We start from the raw sequence: 20592 nt of genomic DNA on the forward strand, positions 1-20592 counted from the left end.
ACAAACAGGCCGGACATATGAAAGCAACCGATCAAACCCGTCGCGACACAATGCCCTTGCCAAGGGGGCGTCCACATATGATTCACGTATCTTCGATGGGAGCGCATAGCGCTTCCATCTCGAACGATCAGGCTCTAGGGTGCGCGCCGTTTCCCTTCCTGATGCATGAGAGAATCCCACGGCGATGACCCGGCCGCGCTTCAACCGCATACTCCTGAAGCTTTCCGGCGAAGTGCTGATGGGGCAGGGGCAGTTCGGCATCGATCCCGAGACGGTCGCCCGCGTCGCCCAGGAGATCGCCGACGTCGCCAAGGACCATGAGCTCTGCCTGGTCGTGGGCGGGGGCAATATCTTCCGTGGCCTGGCCGCCGCCGCCAAGGGCTTCGAACGGACCAGCGCCGACTATATGGGCATGCTGGCGACGGTGATGAACGCGCTCGCCGTGCAGAACGCGCTGGAGCAGATCGGCGTCGACACCCGCGTGCAATCGGCCATCCCGATGAACACGGTGTGCGAGCCCTTCATCCGCCGCCGCGCCGAGCGCCACATGGAAAAGGGCCGGATCGTGATCTTCGCGGCCGGCACCGGAAACCCCTATTTCACCACCGACAGCGCGGCCGCCCTCCGCGCCGCCGAGATGAATTGCGACGCGCTGTTCAAGGGAACCTCGGTGGACGGCGTCTATGATGCCGATCCGAAGAAGGTGCCGGGCGCGAAGCGTTATGACAGCGTCACCTTCAGCAAGGTCCTTTCGGACGACCTGAAGGTGATGGATGCGAGCGCCGTGGCGCTCTGCCGCGACAATAATATTCCGATCGTCGTCTTCAACATCCGCGAGCGGGGCAATCTGGCCCGGGTGCTGGCGGGCGATGGCGTGGCGACGATCGTCCAGAACGAGGGAGTGTGATCGATGCCCGCCTATAACAAGGCCGACCTGGAACGCCGGATGCACGGCGCGGTGGAATCGCTGAAGGGGGATTTGCAGGGCCTGCGCACCGGCCGCGCCAGCACCTCGCTGCTCGATCCGGTGACCGTGGAGGTCTATGGCGCGCAGATGCCGCTCAACCAGGTGGCGACCGTCAGCGTGCCGGAACCGCGCCTAATTTCCGTGCAGGTGTGGGACAAATCCAACGTGACGCCGGTGGACAAGGCGATCCGTTCGGCGGGCCTGGGCCTCAACCCGATCGTCGACGGCCAGACGCTGCGCCTGCCGATCCCCGACCTGACCGAGGAACGGCGCAAGGAGCTGGCCAAGCTCGCCGGCCAATATGCCGAAAAGGCCCGCATCGCCGCGCGCAACGTGCGCCGCGACGGCAATGACGCGCTGAAGGCCGACGAGAAGAAGGGCGAGATCAGCGAGGACGAGCGCAAGCGCGCCGAAACCGAGGTGCAGAAGCTGACCGACAGCACGATCGCCGAGATCGACGCGGCGGCGGCGGCCAAGGAAAAGGAAATCCTCGGCAAGTGAGCGCCGCCTCGGCCTCGACCCTGCGGGCGAGCGACGGCGGCGCCGGGCTTCCCCGCCACGTCGCCATCATCATGGACGGCAATGGCCGCTGGGCGAAGGCCCGGCACCTGCCGCGCGTCGCCGGCCACCGCAAGGGCGCCGAAGCGGTGCGCGCCACCATCCGCGCCGCGCGCGAGCTGGGCATCGAGGTGCTGACGCTCTACGCCTTCTCGTCCGAGAACTGGCGCCGGCCGGAGGAGGAGGTTTCCGACCTCAAGGGCCTGCTGCGCCATTATCTGCTGGGCGAGATCGAGGAACTGGCCGCCAACGGCGTGCGCCTGCGCGTGATCGGCGAATATCGGCGGTTCGGCCCGGAGCTTGCCCGCCTGCTGGACGACGCGATCGAGCGGACGGCGGGCAACCGGGCGATGACACTGGTGATCGCGCTCAATTACGGCGCGCAGGACGAGATCGTCCGCGCTGCCCGCGCGCTGGCCGAGGATGCTCTGGCCGGCCGGATCGACCCGGCGGCGATCGATGCGGAAACGCTGGACGCGCGGCTGGACACGCGGGAACTGCCGCCGCCCGACCTGCTGATCCGCACGTCCGGTGAGCGGCGGCTTTCCAACTTCCTGCTGTGGCAGGCTGCCTATGCCGAGCTGCTGTTCGTCGATACGCTGTGGCCGGATTTCGGGCGGGAAGCATTGTTCGCGGCCGTCGCCGATTATGGCCGGCGCGAGAGACGTTTCGGAGGGCTATGACCGAACTGACGCAGCGCGTGCTGGCCGGGATCGTGATGATCGCCGTCGCATTGGGGGCGCTGTGGGCTGGCGGCATCTGGTTCGGCCTGCTCGCATCGGCGGCGGGCCTGCTGATGATCGGCGAATGGGCCGGGCTGCTGCGGGCCGACCGCTGGCGGACGCGGGTGATGCTGGTGCTGCTGGCCCTGTTCCTCGTCCAGACCCTGCTGATCGCCAATGGCGCCGCCGGCCAGTTCGGCCCCGGCCTGGTGGGGATCGTGCCGGCTACGATCTGGCCGGGCGGCGGCGTCGTGACCATGGCCATGGTGCTGGTGCTGCTGTTCGCGCTGGGTGCGCTGCTCACCCGGCGCGTCGGGCTGGCGGCGGGCATCCTCTATGCCGGGCTGCCGGCGCTGGCGCTGATCTACCTGCGCGAGGAACGGGGCCTGCTGCTGACGCTGTGGGCGATGGCCCTGGTGTGGGCGACCGATATCGGCGCCTATTTCGCCGGGCGCGGGATCGGCGGGCCGAAGCTCGCGCCGCGCATCAGCCCCAACAAGACCTGGGCGGGCCTGATCGGCGGCGTGATCGCGGCCGAGCTTCTGAGCCTGGTCATGGCGATATTCTTCGGGCTTTCGTGGATCGCCGTCTATTTCGCGACGACGCTGGCGGTGGCCGCGCAGATCGGCGACCTGTTCGAAAGCTGGCTGAAGCGCCGGGTGGGCGCCAAGGATAGCGGACGGCTGCTGCCGGGCCATGGCGGCGTGATGGACCGGCTGGACGGGCTGGTGCCGGTGGCGGTGATCGTGGCGGGGCTGGTGATCCGGGGATGGCTGTGATGCGCACCGTCAGCATATTGGGCGCGACCGGATCGGTCGGCACCTCCACGCTGGACCTGATCGATCGCAACCGCGACGCCTTCGAGGTCGTGGCGCTGACGGCGCATAGCGACGTGAAGGGCCTGGCCGACGCCGCGCGGCGGACGCGGGCGCGCTTCGCGGCCATCGGCGATGCGGCGCTGGGCGCGGCGCTGGCGGAGGCGCTGGCCGGCACCGGGATCGAGACCGGGGCGGGCGAAGGCGCGCTGATCGAGGCGGCCGCGCGCGATGCCGACTGGACGATGGCCGCGATCGTCGGCTGCGCCGGCCTCAAGCCGGTGATGGCGGCGCTGAAGCGCGGCGCGACCGTGGCGCTGGCCAACAAGGAATCGCTGGTTTCCGCCGGCGACCTGATGACGCTGGCGGCGCGCACCCATGGCGCGACGCTGCTGCCGGTCGATTCCGAGCATAACGCCATCTTCCAGTGCCTGGATCGCGACCGGCTGGACAAGGTGCGTCGCATCATCCTGACCGCGAGCGGCGGGCCGTTCCGCACCTGGAGCCCGGCCGAGATGGCAGGGGTGACGCCCGAACGCGCGGTGAAACACCCCAACTGGTCGATGGGCGCCAAGATTTCGATCGATTCGGCGACGATGATGAACAAGGGGCTGGAACTGATCGAGGCCCACCACCTGTTCCCCGTCGGGCATGAGCGGATCGACATATTGGTCCACCCGCAATCGGTGATCCATTCGATGGTGGAATATGTCGATGGATCGACGCTGGCGCAGCTCGGCACGCCCGACATGCGCACGCCGATCGCCCACGCGCTCGCCTGGCCGCAGCGGATGGCGGCGCCTGCCGAGCGGCTGGACCTGGCCCGCATCGGATCGCTGAGCTTCGAGGCGCCGGACCCGGTGCGTTTCCCCGCACTGGCGCTCGCCCGCGCCGCCGTGGAGGCGGGCGGCGCCCGGCCGGCCATTCTGAACGCCGCGAACGAGCAAGCGGTGGCCGCATTTCTCGGGCGGCGCATCGCTTTCCTCGATATTGCCGCAATCGTGGCGAAAGTTCTGGACAGTTATGATCCATCGTCGCCTACCAGCCTCGATGAGGTATTCGCGATCGATGCTGAGGCGCGCAGGCTCGCGACGGCAATGATGGAGGAGAAGGCCGCGTGATAGAGACCCCCGGCATCCCGCTGACGATTATAGCTTTTCTTCTCGTCATCGGGCCGCTGATCTTCATTCACGAGCTTGGCCATTATTTCGCCGGCCGGATTTTCGGCGTGAAGGCGGAGGCTTTCTCGATCGGATTCGGGCGCGAGCTTTTCGGCTGGACCGACCGGCGCGGCACGCGCTGGCGCGTGGCGGCGCTGCCCTTGGGCGGTTATGTGCGCTTCGCCGGCGATATGAACCCGGCCAGCGCCCACAATCCCACCGCCGAATGGCTGGCGATGCCGGCCGAGGAACGGGCGCGGACCTTCCAGGCCAAGCCCTTGTGGCAGCGCTTCATCATCGTCGCGGCCGGGCCGCTCACCAATTTCCTGTTCGCCATCCTGGTGTTCATGGCGGTGTTTGCGGTGAACGGGCAGGCGCGCACGCCCGCCCTGGTGGCGACGGTGCAGGCGGGATCGGCGGCGGAAGCAGCGGGGCTGCGCCCCGGCGACAGGATCACCACGGTCAGCGGCCAGCGGATCGAGCGATTCGAGGATATTCCCGCGATCGTCGCGATCCGGCCCGGCGAGCGGCTGGGGCTGGAGGTGGTGCGCGACGGGCGGCCGCTTTCGCTCAGCGCCACGATCGGCGTGGAGGTGGAGCGCGATCGCTTCGGCAACGAATTCCGGCGTGGCCTGCTCGGCATCAGCCCCGGTCAGCCGGTGTGGGTTGAGGTGCCCTTCTGGCGCCTGCCGGGCGCCGCCATCGAGCAGACGGGCAATATCGTCCGCATGATGGTGGATACGCTGGGCCAGGTGATCACCGGGCGGCGTTCGGTGAAGGAACTGGGCGGGCCGTTGAAGATCGCCCAGATTTCCGGGCAGCAGGCGACGCTCGGATGGTTCGATTTCATCCTCTTCATGACGATGATTTCGATTAATCTGGGATTCATCAACTTGTTGCCAATTCCATTGCTGGATGGTGGCCATTTGTTGTTCTACACGGTCGAGGGAGTGGTTCGGCGGCCGCTGAATCCCGCGATCCAGGAGTGGGCTTTCAGGACGGGGCTGGCGGTGCTGCTGGCTTTCATGATCTTCGTCACCGTCAACGACCTGGCGTCTTTTGGGGTGTGGCAAAGGCTTGCCGGGTTGATCGGCTGACATCGATCGGGCAGGGCAGGCGGCGGGACCGGCGTACCTTTTGGGGGGCGCCTGATTTGAAGACCAGTTGGGACAAGGGCGGGTACGCGTGACGGCAATGAAGGCACGGACCATCGGGGGCGAACGGCAAGCCATGAACTCGCTCCGGCGGATGGGACCGCTGCTGCTGGTGGGAACGATTTTGGGCGGAATGCCCGTCGCCGCCGCATATGCACAGGATGCGGCGCCCGCGGCGTCGGCGCCGGCGGCCGCGGCATTGCCGGGCAGCGGTGTGGTGCGGACCATCGCCGTCGCCGGATCGCAGCGGCTGGAGCCGGATACCGTCCGCTCCTACATCAAGCTGAAGCCGGGCGACCCCTATACGCGCGAGACGCTGGACCAGGCGCTGAAGGACCTTTACGCTACCGAATTGTTCGCCGACGTCCAGATCCGCGACGATCACGGCGCGCTGACCATCCAGGTGCGCGAGAACCCGGTGATCAACCGCATCGTCCTGGAAGGCAATAAGCGCCTGAAGGAAGAGAAGATCCGGCCGGAGATCCGGCTGGCGCCGCGCCAGATCTTCACTCGTTCCAAGGCGCGCGCCGACGTGGCGCGCATCATCGAGCTCTATCGCCGGCAGGGCCGTTTCGCCGCCACCGTCGAGCCGAAGATGGTGCAACTCGACCAGAACCGCGTCGATATCGTGTTCGAGATCAACGAGGGCGCGAAATCCAAGGTCCGCCAGATCAACATCATCGGCAACCAGCATTTCTCGGCCGGCGAACTGGAAGGCGAGATGGCGACCAAGGCCTCGCGCTTCTGGCGGATATTCTCCTCCAACGACAGCTATGATCCCGATCGCCTGGCCTATGACCAGCAGAAGCTGCGCCAGTTCTACCTGACCCAGGGCTATGCCGATTTCCGCGTGATCTCCGCCGTTGCCGAGCTGACGCCGGACAAGCGCGATTTCATCATCACCTATGTGATCGAGGAGGGCGATCGCTACAAGTTCGGCGATATCGACGCCGAGAGCGAGATCCGCGACATCAAGCCGGACACGCTGAAGGCACTGATCCGCATCCGCAAGGGCGACTGGTACAACGCCAAGACGGTGGAAGATACCGTCGACGCCATCACCGAGACCACCGGCCTCTTGGGCTTCACCCCCGACGTCCGCCCCGATTTCGTGCGCGACAAGGACAAGCTCACCATGTCGGTCACCTTCAAGGTGAACGATGCGCCGCGCGTCTATGTCGAGGACATCGCGATCAACGGCAACACGCACACCAAGGACAAGGTGGTGCGCCGCGAGTTCCGCCTTTCGGAAGGCGATGCGTTCAACAGCTTCCGCGTCAAGCGCTCGCGCGATCGCATCCAGTCGCTCGGCTATTTCCAGGAAAAGCTGGAGATCGAGCAGAAGCCCGGGTCGGCACCCGACCGCGTGGTGCTGGAAGCGAATGTCGAGGAGAAATCGACCGGCGAGCTGCAGGTCTCGGCCGGCTTCTCGAGCCTCGAGAAGTTCATCGTCGATCTTTCGATCCGTGAGCGTAACTTCATGGGCAAGGGCCAGGAAGTCCGCGCCGGTGTCAATTATTCGACCTATTCCAAGTCGATCGAGTTGGGTTTCACCGAACCCTATCTGATGGACAAGAATATCGCGCTCGGCTTCGACGTGTTTCGGCGCGATTACAACTCGTTCAACTATTACGGCAACGATCGCCGGACCACCTACGAGCAGACGACCACCGGCTTCCAGGTGCGCGCGGGCGTGCCACTGACCGAATATGTCAGCCTAGCGCTGCGTTACGGCCTGAGCTTCGACGACGTCTCGCTCGACAAGAACACATTCTACATGGTGAACTCCCAGGGCGAACTGGTCTGCGATCCGCTGCTCGCAGGCCGCTATCTCTGCGATGCGCTGGGCAAGCGGACGACCTCCTCCGTCGGCTACAGCCTTGTCTTCGACAATCTGAACAACCGCGTTCGTCCCAGCCGGGGCCAGCGCGTTGTGTTCAGCCAGGATGTCGCGGGCCTCGGCGGCAGCGTGCGTTATGTCCGCTCACGCATCGATGCCGACAAATATTGGAATGTCGGCAGCGGCTTCATCTTCTCGCTGGGCGTCGAAGGCGGCGCGATCCTGCCGTTGCAGAGCAGCCCGGGGCCGGGCGTGGACGCGGTGCGGCTGACCGATCGCTTCTTCCTGGGCGAGCCGCAGATGCGGGGCTTCGCGATCCGCGGTATCGGTCCCCGCGTGCTGCGCATCCCTTACGATGCGGATGGCAAGCCGATCACCAACCGTGACCAGATGTATGACGACGCGCTGGGCGGCCGTTATTACTATATGTCGCGCGCTGAACTTGAAATTCCGCTTGGTTCGGGTGCGCGCGAGATGGGGTTGCGTCCGTCCATCTTCCTTGACGTCGGTTCGGTTTTCGGCGTCAAGAAGCCGTTGCCGACGGCTACGTTCGAGGACACGGATGGCGATGGCAAGCTCGACCCCGTGACGCGGCCGGTGCGGGATAGCTCTGGCAATCCGCTATATCTGATCCCGGAGGGGCAGACGAATGCCGGCACGTATACGACCTGCGTCACCGGCCAGAAGAACGACGCCGGTACTTGCGTAGGCAGTGTTCCCAACAATGCCGCGACCAATTCCTATGGTCCATGGGACGAGAAGTTCCTGGGCGATACCTGGAAGCCTCGCGTTTCCGTCGGATTCGGGGTCAACTGGAATTCGCCCTTCGGGCCGTTCCGCATCGATATCGCCAAGGCGCTGGTCAAGCGTGACGGCGACGATACAAAGCTCATCACCTTCAACGTAGGGACTCAATTCTGATGAAGACCATTTCCAAGGCGGCCGTTCTGCTTGCCGCGATTGCCGCCCTTCCGGGCGTGGCTCAGGCCCAGAAGGTTCCGGGGGCGGTGATCGTCACCGTCGACACCCAGAAGATCTATGCGGAATGCAATGCCTGCAAGGCGGCGCAGACCCAGCTTCAGAGCCAGGCGCAGCAGCTGCAGCAGCTGCAGGAATCGCTGGGCGCCCCGATCCGCACCGAAGCGGAAGCGATTTCCAAGGCGGCCGGCGGCAAGGCGCCCGACGCCGCGCTGCAGCAGCGTATCCAGGCGCTCCAGACCAAGGAGCAGCAGGCCAACCAGCAGCTGCAGCAGCGCCAGCAGCAGTTCCAGCGCAACCGCGCCTATGTCGCCCAGCAGATCACCGAGAAGCTGAACCCGATCGTCACCCAGGTGATGCAGGCGCGCGGCGCCAACATCGCGGTCGACACCGGCGCCACGCTGGCGGCCTCCGCCGGGCTGGACGTGACCAACGACGTGATGACGCAGCTCAACTCGCAGCTGCCGAGCGTCAACACGACGGCGCCGGCCGCGCCTGCGCCCGCGAGCCGCTGATCCGGTGAGCGAGACGACGGACGTGGCTGGCGACGCGGCCGGGAATCGCGGCCCGCTGGATATCCGGCGGGTGCTGGCGGCGCTGCCCCACCGCTATCCGATGCTACTGGTCGATCGCGTCGAGGAGCTGATCCCCGACCGGTCGATCGCGGCGATCAAGGCGGTGACGATCAACGAGCCCTTCTTCCAGGGCCATTTCCCCGGCCGGCCGATCATGCCGGGCGTGCTGATCGTCGAGGCGCTGGCGCAGGCGGCAGGCGTGCTGGCGGTGGAATCGCTGGGCCTCGCCGGTTCCGGCAAGCTCGTCTATTTCATGGCGATCGACGAGGCGAAGTTCCGCGTGCCGGTGGAGCCGGGCGTGCTGCTGCGCCTCGAGGTCGAGTTCGTGCAGAAGCGCGCGACGGTCTGCAAGTTCGCGGGCCGGGCGCTGGTGGACGGCAAGGTCGCCGCGCAGGCGAACTTCACCGCCATGATCGCGGACCCGCCGGCGGCCTGAATCCTCCGGCGAAACGCAGGATCATGAAGGGGCGGTTCCGCATGGCGGGGCCGCCTCTTTCATTCGGGACGACGGGCAAGCGCGCCTTGTCAATCGCGGCATCTGCCGCTATGGCCGCGCCTTCATTGCCCAGGCTGGTCGGAAACCAGCCATTTCAGGAGCGAAATGATGAAGAAGGACATTCACCCCGACTACCACATGATCAAGGTCCAGATGACGGATGGAACCGTCTTCGAGACCCGTTCGGTCTGGGGCAATGCGGGCGATACGCTGCAGCTCGACATCGATCCGACCGTCCACCCGGCATGGACCGGCGGCAAGTCGACCCTGCTGGATTCCGGCGGCCAGGTCGCGCGCTTCAATAAGCGCTTCGGCGGCCTCACGCTCGGCAAGAAGTGATCGCATGGGCGGCGGAGCCACGAGGCTCCGCCGTTCTGCCATATCGGGCGCGACGGCGCCCCGGCGCCGCCTGAAGGTGCCATTTTCTTTCCCGTTCGGATGAGACCGGCCGCATGGCCCTGATCGAACGCCTCGCGCGGCCGCTATTCTGGGCGGCGCTGATCTTCGCCTATGGCGCGGCGATCATGCCGCAGGCCGAAGCGCCGCACATCGCCGCTTCCGACAAGATCGAACATATGATCGCCTTCTTCACCCTGGCGCTGCTGGCGGGGCTGGGCTGGCCGCGCCGCGCCCTGTGGCGGACCGGGCTGGGGCTGGCGGGGGTGGGTGCCGCGATCGAAATCACCCAGGCGATCCCGATGCTGCACCGGGATGCCAACGCCATGGATTTCCTGGCCGATTGCGCGGCGATCCTGTTCGGCCTCGGCATGATCGCTGCGATCCGCCTGCTGCCCGCTTATCGCGCGCCCACCGATTGATCTGCCGTAGCGAATATCTTAACCATAAAGATATAAGCAGGAAAACGGACCGTCGGCGGCGCCGTGGGGATGGCATCGATCGGCGGGGACAAGGGGGTCGCCATGTCCTTATTATGCCGATTGGGGCTGCATCGCAGCGAGACGCCCGGCGTGTGGAATGACGGGCTGTTCTTCGATCGCTGCCGGGCGTGCGCCGAACCGCTGATCCGGCGGCCGGACGGCCGCTGGACACGAGTGCCGGACGATTATGTCGTGATATGGAGCGATCGGCGGCCCTGCCACCAGGGCTGATGTCGCACGGCCGTCAGGGAATGTCGGCTGCTTCCTGCCGGGCCTGTTCGCGTTCCGCGCGCGCCTGGCGCATGAACATCTGATAGCAGCCGGTGGCGCCGCCGCTGCCGACTGGCGAGCAGCTGTTGGGCGTGCCCGCGCGGCTGACCCATTCGAGCTGGCGCACCGTGTTGGACCAGCTTTGCTGGGCGGGCTCGGCCTTCTTGCCCCTGAAGCGCTTGGGCACGCGATAGCGTTCGCTTTCCGGCTCGCGCCCGCACACGACGATCTCGTCGCTGGTGCTGCGCGGGCAGGGATCGTCGCCATAGACGACCAGCGAGGAGACTTTTTCCGGCGGGGTTCCGGTTGTCGCGTCCTGGGCGTAGGCAGGCAGCGTGCCCAGCAAGCCCAACGTGACCAGGCCGAGGCGGATGGTGCTGCGCATATGGTCTGTCCTCAAGGATCGGGAGGGGTGCGGCCGGTTCAGAAGGGGACGCCGGTCTTCTCGCCATTGGCGGCGCGCTCGTCCCGCGCCTTGCGGAACATTTCGCGCATGCAGCCCGATGCGCCGCCGCTGCCGACCGGCGAGCAGCTCTGGGCGCCGGAGCGGCCGACATATTCGAAGCTGCGCGCGCGCTCATTCCAGGCATCGTTGCCCGTGAGTTCGGAATCGCGGAGGTCCTTGGGAATGCGATACCGCTCATTTTCGTCGAGGCGGCGGCAGACGACGATTTCCTCGCCATTGCTGGTGGGGCATTTGTCGTTGCCGTAGATGGTCAGCACCCTTTCGGATCGCTGCGCCTGCGCGACGTCGAAGGGCATGGCCGCCGACGCGGCGATCACGAAAGCGAGGCTGGCGATCACGGTCTTCATCGTGCCGATCCTATATTGTCCTGCCCCAACGTCTGAACCAGGGGCAGGGATGCGTCAAATCCGCTTCGAAAGCGCTATCGCGGCCCGGCAGCCGAGACGGATGGCGCCGGAGAGCAGGGGATAAGCGGGCGCTTCCTCCGCGCCTTCGGCCAGCGCGATCTCGCGATGCTCGACCTCCTCGGCCCGGAAATCGGCGATGGCCTCGCTGAGTTCGGGGTCGCCGGTGCCGATCCGTTCGAGCTGCTCGCCATAATGGCGGTCGATCTCCGTCTCGATCGCCGCGGTGCAGGCCATCGCGGCCTTGGGGCCGATCAGCGCCGTCGCCGCGCCCAGCGCGAAGCCCGCGACGTTCCACAGCGGCTGGAGCGCGGTCGGCCGCACGCCGCGTTCGGCGATCATCGCATCGAAGCGGGCGCGGTGGCGTTCCTCCTGCAGGGCCATGCGCGCGATCAGGCGGCTGCCCGGCGCATGATCGCCCATCACCGCAAGTTGCCCGGCATAGATGCGGGTCGCGCCATATTCACCGGCCTGGTCGACCCGCAGCATCGAGGCGCGGGCTTTTTCGTCGATCGGCATCAGCGGGGGCGTTTCAGGCATAGGGCCAATATAGTCGCTCCGCCGGCAAGCGAAACGATCGCATTCCATCCGGCGAGAGAAATTCCGAACAGCGACCATTGCACCTCATCGCAACGGACCATCGGCGCCGCCATGATATCGGCGAGGACATCGCCCGAATTGCCGATCGTGCTGCAGCGGGTGAGCCCTTCCCACCAGCCATATTCGACCCCGGCGTGAAAGACGCCGATCGCGCCGCTGGCCATGATCGCCAGCGCCGCCAGGATAATGAGCGGCCGCGCGGCGGGGCGGACGAGAAAGGCGAGGAGCGCGATCGCGATCGCCGCATAATGCGGCCAGCGCTGCCAGTGGCACATCTCGCACGGATAGAGGCCGCCGATGAACTGCGATCCCAGCGCGCCCGCCATCAGCGCCGTGGGGATCAGGAGGGCGAGCAGGCGGGCCGTGGCGAATCTGGTCATGGGGAGGGCGGAGATCCCTTGGGATTGCGGCTCCCCTCACGCGGCCTTCCGGGCCGGGAGGGGAGCCGGACGAGAGGTTTAGCGGCCGCCCTTGGGGCCGGCGCCCGCTGTTACGGTGCCCTTGGCCGCGGCGCTGGTGGTCGCGGCGGCGGCGGTTGCAGGCGCACCGCCGAGGCGGGCGAGGGTCTTCACCGCATAATCGAGCTGGAAGTCCGAAACGCCCTGCTTCTCAAGCTGGATGGCCGTCAGCTGGAAACGGGGATCGGCCTTGGTGTCGTCCTCCAGCACGCTTTCGTCGAGCTTCGCCTCGTTGATGAGGTGGCGGCGCAGATCGGCCTCGCGCAGGCGCGGACGATCCTTGTAATCGGGATCGGTGAGCTGTGGCACGCGGATATCCGGCTGGATGCCGCCTTCCTGCACCGAGCGGCCCGACGGCGTGAAATAGCGCGCGGTGGTGAGCCTGAGCGCGGTATCCTCGGTCAGCGGCAGCAGCGTCTGCACCGATCCCTTGCCGAAGCTGCGTTCGCCCATCACCAGGCCGCGCCGGTGATCCTGGAGCGCGCCGGCCACGATTTCGGCCGCCGAGGCCGATCCCGCGTCGATCAGGACGATCACGGGCAGGCCATGGGCGAAATCGCCGGGGCGGGCATACCAGCGTTCGATATCGCTCTTCTCCCGGCCGCGCTGGGAGACGATCTCGCCGCGATCGAGGAAGGCGTCCGAAACCTCGATCGCCTGATCCAGCAGGCCGCCGGGGTTGGAGCGGAGATCGACGACATAGCCGAGCGGCTGGCCGCCGACCGCCTTGTCGATCGACACCAGCGCCGCGCGCACCGCTTCGCCGGTCTGCTTGTTGAAGGTGTTGATGTTGACGATGCCGACCTTGTCCTTCACCTCCCACTTGACGGGCTTCAGGGTGATGACCTCGCGCGTCAGCGTCACGTCGAAGGGCTTGTCGCGGCCCGGGCGGACGATGGTTAGCTTCACCTGCGTGCCCGGCTTGCCGCGCATCTGATCGACCGCTTCGTCCAGCGTGCCGCCGTAGATCAGCTTGCCGTCCAGATGAGTGATATAGTCGCCCGACTTGAGCCCGGCCTTGTAGGCAGGCGTATCCTCGGTCGGCGCGATGATCTTGACCGCGCCGTCCTCCATCGAGACCGTCAGACCCAGGCCGCCATAAGCGCCGTCCGTCTGCGTGCGCAGATTCTGATAGTCGCGCGAATCGAGATAGGAGCTGTGCGGATCGAGGCTGGCGAGCATGCCGTCGATCGCGCCCTTGATCAGCGTCTTGTCGTCAACCTTGTCGACATATTCCGATCGCACGCGATCGAAAACGCTCATGAACTGATCCATTTCGCGGAAAGTTTCCGCATCGGCGGCCGCCAATGCCGACGTGACGGTGGGAACCAGCGCAACAGCGCTGACGAGCAAGGCGGAACGCAACAATAATCTGGCCATCGACAGGGTGCCTTCGCTGGATATTGCCACCACGTTACAGCCTTTCCCTCTCCGGCAACAAGGCTGCCGGATGAAAAGCCTGGGCGGGGGCATGGTCGATCACCGGCGATGAAGATGCGGTGAACGGGATGAGGGGGTAGGGGAGGCGGGGTGCGGGGCGTGCCATCAGCCCCGCCCCAGCAGCGGAACGATATCGATGGGCTGGCCGGCGCGGCGCAGCTCGACCGTCACGCCGCCGGCGCCGCCATGGGCGCGGCCGATCGGGCTGCCCTGGTCCACCGCCTCGCCCACCCTGGCGTTGAGCGCGGCGAGGCCGGTGACAAGGCTGGTCCAGCCGCCGCCATGTTCGATGATGACGATATTGTCATAGCCCCGGAAGGGGCCGGCATAGGCGATCCGGCCACGCGCCGGCGCGACCACAAGCGCATCGGCCCTGGCGCCGATGGTGAGCCCGCGGGCGCGGACGCCGGCGTCCGAAATCTCGCCGAGGCCGCGCACCAGCTTGCCGGTAACGGGCAGGCGATAAGCGAGGTTGAGCGGGCCTTCGGGCGCGGGCTCGGCGGGTGGGGCCGCCGCCTGGCCCGGAACGAGCGGGCGGAGGACCGGGCCGGGGAGCGCGGCCAGCCGATCGCGCGTGCGCGACTGGCTGTCGAGGCGCTCCATCAGGTCGGCGACGGTGCGGGCCTTTTCGCCCAGCGCCATCGCCCGATCGGACTGGGCGAGCGAATCATCGGTGAGCGCCTGGGCGCGGATGCGGTGCCGGGTTTCGAGCCGGGCGAGCTCCGCGCGTTCGGCCTGCAGCCGATCGCGGCTGTCGCGCAGACTGGCGGCCGCCTGATCGGCCTCGCGCTGGAGGGCGAGGCCGTGGGCGACCTCCCGCCGGAGCCCGGCGGTGCGATCGCGGATTGCCGGCACCTGTGCATCGAGCAGCGCGCGGACATGGACGACATCGGCGATGGAGCCGGGCTGGACGAAGGCGAGCGCGGTCGGCCGGCGCGCCATCGTCTGCAACGCGGCCGTGAGCCGGACTATCGGGGCCTGCTGCTCGGCGAGCCGCGCGCGCTGGCGGGCGCGGAGCGCGGCCACGTCGCCCATCCGCTTCTCAGCGGCGGCGATCTCCGCCTCGGCGGCGATCACGCGGCTGGCGACGGCGGCTTCCGCAGCGCGGGTGCGGGCGGCGTCCTCTGCGGCGCGGGCGGCCTGTTCCTCCAGCCCCGCCGCGCGGGCGGCGGCGGCATCGGCCTGGCGGCGGATCTGATCGGCCGAAATCTCGGCCGCCGTGGGCACCCGCGCGATCGCCAGGCCCGCCACGGCGCCGGTGGCGATGGTCGCGGCGATTAGCAGGGGGCGGGCCATTGCGATGCGCTCAGCCTTCGCGATGATAGGGGTGGCCGGCCAGGATGCTGGTCGCCCGCCACAATTGTTCGGCCAGCATCGCCCTGGCCAGCATGTGCGGCCAGGTGGCGGCGCCGAAGGCCAGCAGCAGATCGGCGCGTTCGCGATCGGCGGGTTCCAGCCCGTCGGCCGCGCCGATCAGGAAGCGGGCCTCGCGCCGGCCGTCGTCCCGCCAGCGGCCCAGCTTTTCCGCGAACGCCAGCGAGGGCAGTTGCTGGCCTTTCTCGTCCAGCGCCACGAGGATGGAATCATTGTCCAGCACGGGTGCGCGGCCGCCCTTGTCGGGCAGCTCGGTAACGCGGGTCGGCCAGGCGATCCGCTTCAGATAGCGATCGACGAGCTCCGCCTCGGGGCTGCGGCCGATCTTGCCCCGCGCGACGATGTGGAGCAGCAACGCCTCAGGCTTCGCCGGCCGGGCGGCGTTCCTCCTCGAAACCCCACATGCGTTCGAGATTGTAGAAGCTGCGGACTTCGGGGCGGAACAGGTGGACGATCACGTCGCCCGCGTCGATCAGCACCCAGTCCGCCGTCGGCAGCCCTTCGATACGGGCGATGCGGCCGGTTTCCTGCTTGATGCGATCGGCGAGCTTCTGCGCCATCGATGCCACCTGGCGCGACGAACGGCCGCTCGCGATCACCATGTGATCGGCGATGCTGCTCTTGCCGGCAAGCGGGATGGTTACGGTCTCGACGGCCTGGTCGTCGTCGAGCGAGCGGAGCACGAGCTGGTGAAGCGCGGCCGACGGCTCGGGTTCGTTGGTGCCCCGAAGGGCGGCGGTACTGGCGGGCAAAGGGCCTCCTAGTCGATGCACCGGCGCGTCACGGGGTCGCGCAGGGCCTGTTGATGATATGCGTGAAACCAAAGCGGGTCTTCAGCCCGCAAGCGCGTGGCGGAACCGGGATCTGGGCGAAAGCGCAGCAGCACGAGCGCCGGCGGTCTCCACGTCGTCCAGTTTCTCGCCTGGCTTGCGGGCCGGACGAAACGCCGCAGCCAGCCCATCGCCCTCGTAGCGTGAGCGGCCCCATCATAACCCGGACGGGCGATTACGGCAATCGGAACCGTCCGCGCGATCCTGCGCCAGTCCCGCCAGCGGTGGAACTGGACGAGATTGTCCGATCCCATCAACCAGATGAAGCGGCGATCGGGGTAGAGGCGGACGAGCTTTTCCAGCGTCTCTGCGGTGTAGCGGGTGCCCAGCCGCCGCTCGATCGCGGTGACGCGGATCGGCGCGCGCCGGGCCATGGCGCGGGCGCTGGCGATGCGGGCCGACAGGGGGGCCATGTCGGGCGCGCCATCTTTCAGCGGGTTGCCAGGGGAAACCAGCCACCATGCCTCGTCCAGCCCCAGCGCCTCGATGGCGGCAAGGGTGATGCGGCGATGGGCGCGATGGGCGGGATTGAACGACCCGCCGAGCAGGCCGGTCGCCCTTCTGCGATGGCTCAAGGGCGGAGCTGTCCCGTGCCGCGCACCACCCATTTATAGGTCGTGAGCCCTTCGAGCGCGACCGGCCCACGTGCATGGAGACGGCCAGTGGAGATGCCGATTTCCGCGCCCAGGCCGAATTCGCCGCCATCGGCGAACTGGGTGGAGGCGTTCCACATCACGATCGCCGAATCGACTTCCGCCAGGAAGCGTTCGGCGGTGGCGGCATCCTCGGTGACGATCGCGTCCGTGTGGTGGGAAGCGTGGGCGGCGATATGGCCGATCGCCTCGTCCGCCCCTGAAACGGCCCGGACCGCGCAGATGGCGTCGAGATACTCGGTATCCCAATCCTCGTCCCCCGCCGGCAGGATCCGGGGATCGAGGGTCTGGATTTCCGGGGTTCCGCGCAGTTCGCAGCCGGCATCGAGCAGGGCCTTCACCACGGCCGCGCCCTCGGGGAAGGCGCGGTCGATCAGCAGCGTTTCGGTCGCGCCGCAAACGCCGGTGCGGCGCATCTTGGCGTTGACGGCCAGCGCCACCGCCTTCGCGGGATCGGCGGCGGCATCGATATAGGTGTGGTTGATGCCGTCGAGATGGGCGAGCACGGGCACGCGCGCCTCGGCCTGGACGCGCGCGACCAGCGATTTGCCGCCGCGCGGCACGATGATGTCGATAAGGCCGGCGGCCTTGAGCATCGCGCCCACGGCCGCGCGATCGGTGACGGGGACGAGCTGAAGCGCGTCCTCGGGCAGGCCGGCGGCGCGGAGCCCTTCGATAAGGGCGGCGTGGATCGCCCGGCTGCTTTGGATCGCTTCCGATCCGCCGCGCAGGATCGCGGCGTTGCCGGCCATCAGGCAGAGCGCCCCGGCATCGGCAGTGACGTTGGGGCGGCTTTCGTAGATGATGCCGACGACGCCCAGCGGCACGCGCACCCGGCTCAATTCCAGGCCGTTGGGTCGCGCGGCGCGATCGACGACCTGGCCGATTGGATCGGCAAGGGCGGCCACCGCCTCCAGCCCGGCGGCGACGCCTTCCAGCCGCGCGGGATCGAGCCTCAGCCGATCGAGCAGGGCGGGCGACAGGCCGTTTTCTCGGCCGCGCGCCATATCGGCGGCATTAGCGGCGAGAATCCCGGCCTCGTCCGCGCGCAGAGCGGCGGCGGCGGCGCGGAGCGCACCGGCCTTCACCGCGGTCGGCGTGCGGGCCAGCACCGCGGCGGCGGCGCGGGCGCGGCGGCCCATATCCAGGATCAGCGCCTCCGCATCCGGGACGGGCGCATCCGTGGCGGACGTAGCGGTGGACGAAACGAGGGTGGCGGCGTCTGTCATGGCCGGAGCCCTATCACGTCGCCCCTCGCTTCGCCACGGTCACGCCGCTATCCTGGGCACATGACCGGAGAATTCGAAGCAGCGGCGAATGTCGCGACCGGAGCCCTTGCGGCTCATGCGATCGAGGGCGAGCGGCTTGGGGGCCGCCGCGCCACCGATGACGGCCACACCCACGAAAGCGCCTGCCTGAACTGCGGCACGCCGCTTGCGGGCCATTTCTGCCAGAATTGCGGGCAGGCGGCGCACCTGCACCGCACGGTGATGGCGCTGGTGCACGATATCGCCCACGGCGTGTTCCATTTCGAAGGGAAGATGTGGGGCACGCTGCCGCTGTTGTTCTGGCGGCCGGGGGAGCTGACCCGGCGCTACATATTGGGCGAGCGGGCGAAATTCGTGTCGCCGCTGGCACTCTTCCTGTTTTCCGTATTCCTGATGGTGGCGGTGTTCTCCTGGGTCGGCCTGCCGATCCGCGGCGCGAGCGGGCATACGGTGGAGGAGGTGGCGAGCGGGCTGCAGGAGGCCCAGCGCGAGATCGGCAGCGAGAATGACAGGTCTGCCATCCGCTTGAAAGAATTGCAGGCCGCCCGCGACGAGCTGAAGGCGGCGGGCGACAACACCCGCGCGCTGGACCGGCAAATCGCCGATCTGCAGCGTGAGCTGGCGGTGACCAACCTCATGACCGGCCGGGTGGCCGAGCAGGCCGCCCTGGCCGGCAAGGATAGTGCCAAGGCACCGGTTGCCGAGCCGACCCATTCCGGGATCAACGCGAACACCGGCTGGCCCGCATTGGACGAAGGCATTGAGAAAGCATCGAAAAATCCGGCGCTATTGCTCTACAAGCTGCAATCCTCCGCCTATAAATTCTCCTGGGCGCTGATCCCGATATCGCTGCCCTTCATCTGGCTGATGTTCGCCTGGCGCTGGCAGTTCGGCCTCTACGATCATGCCATCTTCGCCATATATTCGCTGGCGGCGATGACGCTGATGATGGTGACGATGAGCTTCGCCGCGCTGATCCTGCCGGCGACCGCGATCATCATATTCATGACCTTCTTTCCGCCATGGCACATGTATCGCCAGCTGAAGGGCGCCTATTCGCTCGGCTGGTTCAGCGCGCTGTGGCGGACCTGCTTCCTGCTGTTTTCCGCGACCTTCGCGGCGACCCTCTTCCTGCTGCTGCTGCTGGCGATGGGCGTGACGGGGCATTGAGGAAGGCGGACGGGAGACGCAGATGGCTTCGGTGATCGACAATCCGGCGCAGCACCGGTTCGAACTGGCGCTGGACGGCGACAATGTGGCGGCGGCCTATTACCGCATCGACGAGGAAGGCCGGGTGGTGCTGACCCATACCGAGGTGCCGTTCGAATATTCGGGGCAGGGGATCGGCACGAAGCTGGCGACCGGCGTGTTCGATGCGATCCGCGCGAGCGGGCGCAAGGCCGTGCTGAAGTGCAGCTTCATGAGCCGCTTTTATGCCGGCCACCCCGAATATTCGGATATCGTCGATGGATGAGCGGGCCCAGGAAGGGCGCGGCACGGGCGGGGAGAGCGGCATGAGCGACAAGGTGGAAGTGACTGTGAGCGAGACGGGCGCGAGCCCGTTCGCGGTGCGGATCGAGACCGGCGGGCATAGCCTGATCGGCGACGAGCCGGTGGCGATGGGCGGTGCCGACCTCGGCCCGTCGCCCTATCAGATGCTGGCGGCGGCGCTGGGCGAATGCACGACGATGACGGTGCGCTGGTTCGCCCGGCAGCAGCAATGGCCCGTCGACCATATCGAGACCGACGTGACGCACGAGAAGGCGGCCGTGGAAGGCCGGCCGGGCAAGACGGACGTTTTCCGCAAGACCGTGCGCATCCGTGGCGATGCGCTGACCGGCGAGCAGCGCACGCGCCTGCTGGACGTGGCCGCCAAATGCCCCGTCCACCGGACGCTGGAGAACAGGTCCGCGATCGAGACGCTGGCCGGCTGATTGGGGGCCGGCTGATCGGGGGCCGGGTGATCGGGATCAGGCCGCGCTGCTGATTTCCGGCAGGCCGATGCCGGCGCCGCGCAGCCGCTCCGCATCGCGCGAGGGCGGGACGCCGAACATGCGGGCATATTCGCGGCTGAACTGCGAGGCGCTTTCGTAGCCGACCCGGTAGGCGGCGCGCGTCGCATCCGCGCTGATGACGAGCAGCCGCCGCGCTTCCTGCAGGCGGAGCACCTTCTGATATTGCAGCGGGCTCATCGCCGTGGCGGCCTTGAAATGGCGGTGGAAGGAAGCGGGGCTCATGCCGGCGATCTCGGCCAGCGCCTCGACGCGGAGCGGCTCGTCGAAATGCTCCCTGATCCAGGCGATCGCCTGGCGGACCTGCGACAGGCGGCTGTCCGCCTGGGCGATCTGCCGCAGCACGCCGCCCTGCGGGCCCCGGAGCAGGCGATAGAGGATTTCGCGTTCGTGCAGGGGCGCGAGGACGGCGGCATCCTCCGGCGTATCGAGCAGGGCGAGCAGCCGGAGGCAGGCATCGAGCAGGTGCGGCGTGACCGGGCTGACGGCGAAGCCGGCGGTGCGGCCGCCGGACGCGGGCGGGGCATCCGGCAGCAGCGCGGCCAGCGCCTCCCGATCGAGCGTGAGGCTGAGCGCGACATAAGGGCGATCGGGGTGCGCGGCGACAACTACGATGGCCGGTTGAGCGGCGACTATGATGGCCGGTAGGATCGGTTGTCTGGTCTGATCGTAGG

General features: G+C 67.5%; 26 protein-coding genes. 15 read left to right on the forward strand and 11 right to left on the reverse strand.

All coding sequences use genetic code 11. The features are described from left to right. The first annotated feature begins 184 nt into the window (after positions 1 to 184). From pyrH to CV103_RS22035, 12 genes are all read left to right on the forward strand, one after another. Positions 185 to 907, forward strand: a complete 723-nt coding sequence (gene pyrH / locus CV103_RS02750; protein WP_015457598.1) for a UMP kinase — start codon at positions 185 to 187, stop codon at positions 905 to 907. Positions 908 to 910: 3 nt separating this feature from the next. Continuing rightward, on the forward strand, positions 911 to 1468 hold the full coding sequence (gene frr / locus CV103_RS02755; RefSeq protein ID WP_015457597.1) for a ribosome recycling factor: 558 nt from the start codon (positions 911 to 913) through the stop codon (positions 1466 to 1468). Next, positions 1465 to 2208: an isoprenyl transferase gene (locus tag CV103_RS02760; protein ID WP_015457596.1), complete on the forward strand. Its 744-nt coding sequence runs from the start codon at positions 1465 to 1467 to the stop codon at positions 2206 to 2208. Before frr ends, CV103_RS02760 begins: the two co-directional genes overlap by 4 nt. Further along, positions 2205 to 3026, forward strand: a complete 822-nt coding sequence (locus tag CV103_RS02765; protein ID WP_070934353.1) for a phosphatidate cytidylyltransferase — start codon at positions 2205 to 2207, stop codon at positions 3024 to 3026. The genes CV103_RS02760 and CV103_RS02765 overlap by 4 nt, the downstream gene beginning before the upstream one ends. After that, positions 3017 to 4183: a 1-deoxy-D-xylulose-5-phosphate reductoisomerase gene (locus tag CV103_RS02770; protein ID WP_041864782.1), complete on the forward strand. Its 1167-nt coding sequence runs from the start codon at positions 3017 to 3019 to the stop codon at positions 4181 to 4183. Before CV103_RS02765 ends, CV103_RS02770 begins: the two co-directional genes overlap by 10 nt. Next, on the forward strand, positions 4180 to 5319 hold the full coding sequence (rseP, locus tag CV103_RS02775; RefSeq protein ID WP_107393910.1) for an RIP metalloprotease RseP: 1140 nt from the start codon (positions 4180 to 4182) through the stop codon (positions 5317 to 5319). The genes CV103_RS02770 and rseP overlap by 4 nt, the downstream gene beginning before the upstream one ends. Positions 5320 to 5452: 133 nt before the next feature. Beyond that, the gene (gene bamA / locus CV103_RS02780; protein ID WP_070934350.1) at positions 5453 to 8137 is read left to right on the forward strand and encodes an outer membrane protein assembly factor BamA; all 2685 of its coding nucleotides are present in this window, start codon (positions 5453 to 5455) and stop codon (positions 8135 to 8137) included. After that, positions 8137 to 8709 carry an OmpH family outer membrane protein gene (locus CV103_RS02785; RefSeq protein ID WP_015457591.1) on the forward strand — a complete coding sequence of 191 codons (573 nt, stop codon included), beginning with the start codon at positions 8137 to 8139 and terminating at the stop codon, positions 8707 to 8709. The genes bamA and CV103_RS02785 overlap by 1 nt, the downstream gene beginning before the upstream one ends. Before the next feature lie 4 nt (positions 8710 to 8713). Then, positions 8714 to 9205, forward strand: coding sequence for a 3-hydroxyacyl-ACP dehydratase FabZ (gene fabZ / locus CV103_RS02790; protein ID WP_015457590.1), 492 nt, complete (start codon positions 8714 to 8716; stop codon positions 9203 to 9205). A gap of 168 nt (positions 9206 to 9373) precedes the next feature. Then, entirely contained in the window at positions 9374 to 9604 is a 231-nt protein-coding gene (gene rpmE / locus CV103_RS02795; RefSeq protein ID WP_015457589.1) for a 50S ribosomal protein L31, read from the forward strand. A 113-nt stretch (positions 9605 to 9717) separates the two neighbouring features. Next, positions 9718 to 10083: a VanZ family protein gene (locus CV103_RS02800; protein WP_070934349.1), complete on the forward strand. Its 366-nt coding sequence runs from the start codon at positions 9718 to 9720 to the stop codon at positions 10081 to 10083. Positions 10084 to 10185: 102 nt separating this feature from the next. Then, positions 10186 to 10374: a hypothetical protein gene (locus CV103_RS22035; RefSeq protein WP_139181734.1), complete on the forward strand. Its 189-nt coding sequence runs from the start codon at positions 10186 to 10188 to the stop codon at positions 10372 to 10374. Between the two features lie 13 nt (positions 10375 to 10387). Here the strand turns inward: CV103_RS22035 and CV103_RS02805 are convergent, their stop codons facing one another. The 10 genes from CV103_RS02805 to CV103_RS02850 all read right to left on the reverse strand — a co-directional run bounded on the left by CV103_RS02805 (position 10388) and on the right by CV103_RS02850 (position 17867). Further along, positions 10388 to 10798, reverse strand: coding sequence for a hypothetical protein (locus tag CV103_RS02805; RefSeq protein ID WP_107393911.1), 411 nt, complete (start codon positions 10796 to 10798; stop codon positions 10388 to 10390). A gap of 38 nt (positions 10799 to 10836) precedes the next feature. Continuing rightward, positions 10837 to 11226, reverse strand: a complete 390-nt coding sequence (locus CV103_RS02810) for a hypothetical protein (RefSeq protein WP_107393912.1) — start codon at positions 11224 to 11226, stop codon at positions 10837 to 10839. A 54-nt stretch (positions 11227 to 11280) separates the two neighbouring features. Further along, positions 11281 to 11823 (reverse strand): demethoxyubiquinone hydroxylase family protein, encoded by a 543-nt coding sequence (locus tag CV103_RS02815; RefSeq protein WP_070934348.1) that lies wholly within the window; start codon positions 11821 to 11823, stop codon positions 11281 to 11283. After that, positions 11802 to 12263: a disulfide bond formation protein B gene (locus CV103_RS02820; protein ID WP_107393913.1), complete on the reverse strand. Its 462-nt coding sequence runs from the start codon at positions 12261 to 12263 to the stop codon at positions 11802 to 11804. Before CV103_RS02820 ends, CV103_RS02815 begins: the two co-directional genes overlap by 22 nt. Before the next feature lie 78 nt (positions 12264 to 12341). Next, positions 12342 to 13721, reverse strand: coding sequence for a S41 family peptidase (locus CV103_RS02825; RefSeq protein WP_107393918.1), 1380 nt, complete (start codon positions 13719 to 13721; stop codon positions 12342 to 12344). Between the two features lie 165 nt (positions 13722 to 13886). Next, a complete protein-coding gene (locus CV103_RS02830) occupies positions 13887 to 15077 on the reverse strand; it encodes a murein hydrolase activator EnvC family protein (RefSeq protein WP_107393914.1) in 1191 nt (396 codons plus the stop codon). Positions 15078 to 15087: 10 nt separating this feature from the next. After that, positions 15088 to 15510, reverse strand: coding sequence for a 23S rRNA (pseudouridine(1915)-N(3))-methyltransferase RlmH (locus tag CV103_RS02835; protein WP_015457581.1), 423 nt, complete (start codon positions 15508 to 15510; stop codon positions 15088 to 15090). Between the two features lie 4 nt (positions 15511 to 15514). Beyond that, a complete protein-coding gene (gene rsfS, locus CV103_RS02840; RefSeq protein ID WP_015457580.1) occupies positions 15515 to 15907 on the reverse strand; it encodes a ribosome silencing factor in 393 nt (130 codons plus the stop codon). Between the two features lie 8 nt (positions 15908 to 15915). Continuing rightward, complete coding sequence (locus tag CV103_RS02845; protein WP_107393915.1) at positions 15916 to 16593, reverse strand: nicotinate-nucleotide adenylyltransferase; 678 nt, start codon at positions 16591 to 16593, stop codon at positions 15916 to 15918. Further along, positions 16557 to 17867: a glutamate-5-semialdehyde dehydrogenase gene (locus CV103_RS02850; protein ID WP_211314337.1), complete on the reverse strand. Its 1311-nt coding sequence runs from the start codon at positions 17865 to 17867 to the stop codon at positions 16557 to 16559. The genes CV103_RS02845 and CV103_RS02850 overlap by 37 nt, the downstream gene beginning before the upstream one ends. A gap of 60 nt (positions 17868 to 17927) precedes the next feature. Here CV103_RS02850 and CV103_RS02855 point away from each other — a divergent pair, with 60 nt between their 5' ends. Genes CV103_RS02855 through CV103_RS02865 form a run of 3 tightly spaced genes read left to right on the forward strand, consistent with a single transcriptional unit; the run spans position 17928 to position 19840 of the window. After that, positions 17928 to 19076: a DUF3667 domain-containing protein gene (locus tag CV103_RS02855; protein ID WP_015457577.1), complete on the forward strand. Its 1149-nt coding sequence runs from the start codon at positions 17928 to 17930 to the stop codon at positions 19074 to 19076. Positions 19077 to 19098: 22 nt separating this feature from the next. Next, positions 19099 to 19380 (forward strand): GNAT family N-acetyltransferase, encoded by a 282-nt coding sequence (locus CV103_RS02860; RefSeq protein ID WP_070934343.1) that lies wholly within the window; start codon positions 19099 to 19101, stop codon positions 19378 to 19380. Beyond that, positions 19373 to 19840, forward strand: coding sequence for an OsmC family protein (locus CV103_RS02865; RefSeq protein WP_107393916.1), 468 nt, complete (start codon positions 19373 to 19375; stop codon positions 19838 to 19840). Before CV103_RS02860 ends, CV103_RS02865 begins: the two co-directional genes overlap by 8 nt. Before the next feature lie 36 nt (positions 19841 to 19876). Here the strand turns inward: CV103_RS02865 and CV103_RS02870 are convergent. After that, positions 19877 to 20592: AraC family transcriptional regulator (locus CV103_RS02870; RefSeq protein ID WP_107393917.1), on the reverse strand; the 716-nt coding region annotated here is incomplete at its 5' end.

Origin of the sequence: Edaphosphingomonas fennica (genome assembly GCF_003034225.1) — a bacterium.
Classification (GTDB): Bacteria; Pseudomonadota; Alphaproteobacteria; order Sphingomonadales; family Sphingomonadaceae; genus Sphingomonas_E; species Sphingomonas_E fennica.

Excerpts from the sequence above, each read along its gene's own strand:
- pyrH (WP_015457598.1), top strand. The coding sequence starts at position 185 with ATGACCCGGCCGCGCTTCAACCGCATACTCCTGAAGCTTTCCGGCGAA.
- frr (WP_015457597.1), top strand. The coding sequence starts at position 911 with ATGCCCGCCTATAACAAGGCCGACCTGGAACGCCGGATGCACGGCGCG.
- CV103_RS02765 (WP_070934353.1), top strand. The coding sequence starts at position 2,205 with ATGACCGAACTGACGCAGCGCGTGCTGGCCGGGATCGTGATGATCGCC.
- CV103_RS02770 (WP_041864782.1), top strand. The coding sequence starts at position 3,017 with ATGGCTGTGATGCGCACCGTCAGCATATTGGGCGCGACCGGATCGGTC.
- bamA (WP_070934350.1), top strand. The coding sequence starts at position 5,453 with ATGAACTCGCTCCGGCGGATGGGACCGCTGCTGCTGGTGGGAACGATT.
- CV103_RS02785 (WP_015457591.1), top strand. The coding sequence starts at position 8,137 with ATGAAGACCATTTCCAAGGCGGCCGTTCTGCTTGCCGCGATTGCCGCC.
- rpmE (WP_015457589.1), top strand. The coding sequence starts at position 9,374 with ATGAAGAAGGACATTCACCCCGACTACCACATGATCAAGGTCCAGATG.
- CV103_RS02800 (WP_070934349.1), top strand. The coding sequence starts at position 9,718 with ATGGCCCTGATCGAACGCCTCGCGCGGCCGCTATTCTGGGCGGCGCTG.
- CV103_RS22035 (WP_139181734.1), top strand. The coding sequence starts at position 10,186 with ATGTCCTTATTATGCCGATTGGGGCTGCATCGCAGCGAGACGCCCGGC.
- CV103_RS02805 (WP_107393911.1), bottom strand. The coding sequence starts at position 10,798 with ATGCGCAGCACCATCCGCCTCGGCCTGGTCACGTTGGGCTTGCTGGGC.
- CV103_RS02810 (WP_107393912.1), bottom strand. The coding sequence starts at position 11,226 with ATGAAGACCGTGATCGCCAGCCTCGCTTTCGTGATCGCCGCGTCGGCG.
- CV103_RS02815 (WP_070934348.1), bottom strand. The coding sequence starts at position 11,823 with ATGCCTGAAACGCCCCCGCTGATGCCGATCGACGAAAAAGCCCGCGCC.
- CV103_RS02820 (WP_107393913.1), bottom strand. The coding sequence starts at position 12,263 with ATGACCAGATTCGCCACGGCCCGCCTGCTCGCCCTCCTGATCCCCACG.
- CV103_RS02825 (WP_107393918.1), bottom strand. The coding sequence starts at position 13,721 with ATGGCCAGATTATTGTTGCGTTCCGCCTTGCTCGTCAGCGCTGTTGCG.
- CV103_RS02830 (WP_107393914.1), bottom strand. The coding sequence starts at position 15,077 with ATGGCCCGCCCCCTGCTAATCGCCGCGACCATCGCCACCGGCGCCGTG.
- CV103_RS02845 (WP_107393915.1), bottom strand. The coding sequence starts at position 16,593 with ATGGGTGGTGCGCGGCACGGGACAGCTCCGCCCTTGAGCCATCGCAGA.
- CV103_RS02850 (WP_211314337.1), bottom strand. The coding sequence starts at position 17,867 with ATGACAGACGCCGCCACCCTCGTTTCGTCCACCGCTACGTCCGCCACG.
- CV103_RS02855 (WP_015457577.1), top strand. The coding sequence starts at position 17,928 with ATGACCGGAGAATTCGAAGCAGCGGCGAATGTCGCGACCGGAGCCCTT.
- CV103_RS02860 (WP_070934343.1), top strand. The coding sequence starts at position 19,099 with ATGGCTTCGGTGATCGACAATCCGGCGCAGCACCGGTTCGAACTGGCG.
- CV103_RS02865 (WP_107393916.1), top strand. The coding sequence starts at position 19,373 with ATGGATGAGCGGGCCCAGGAAGGGCGCGGCACGGGCGGGGAGAGCGGC.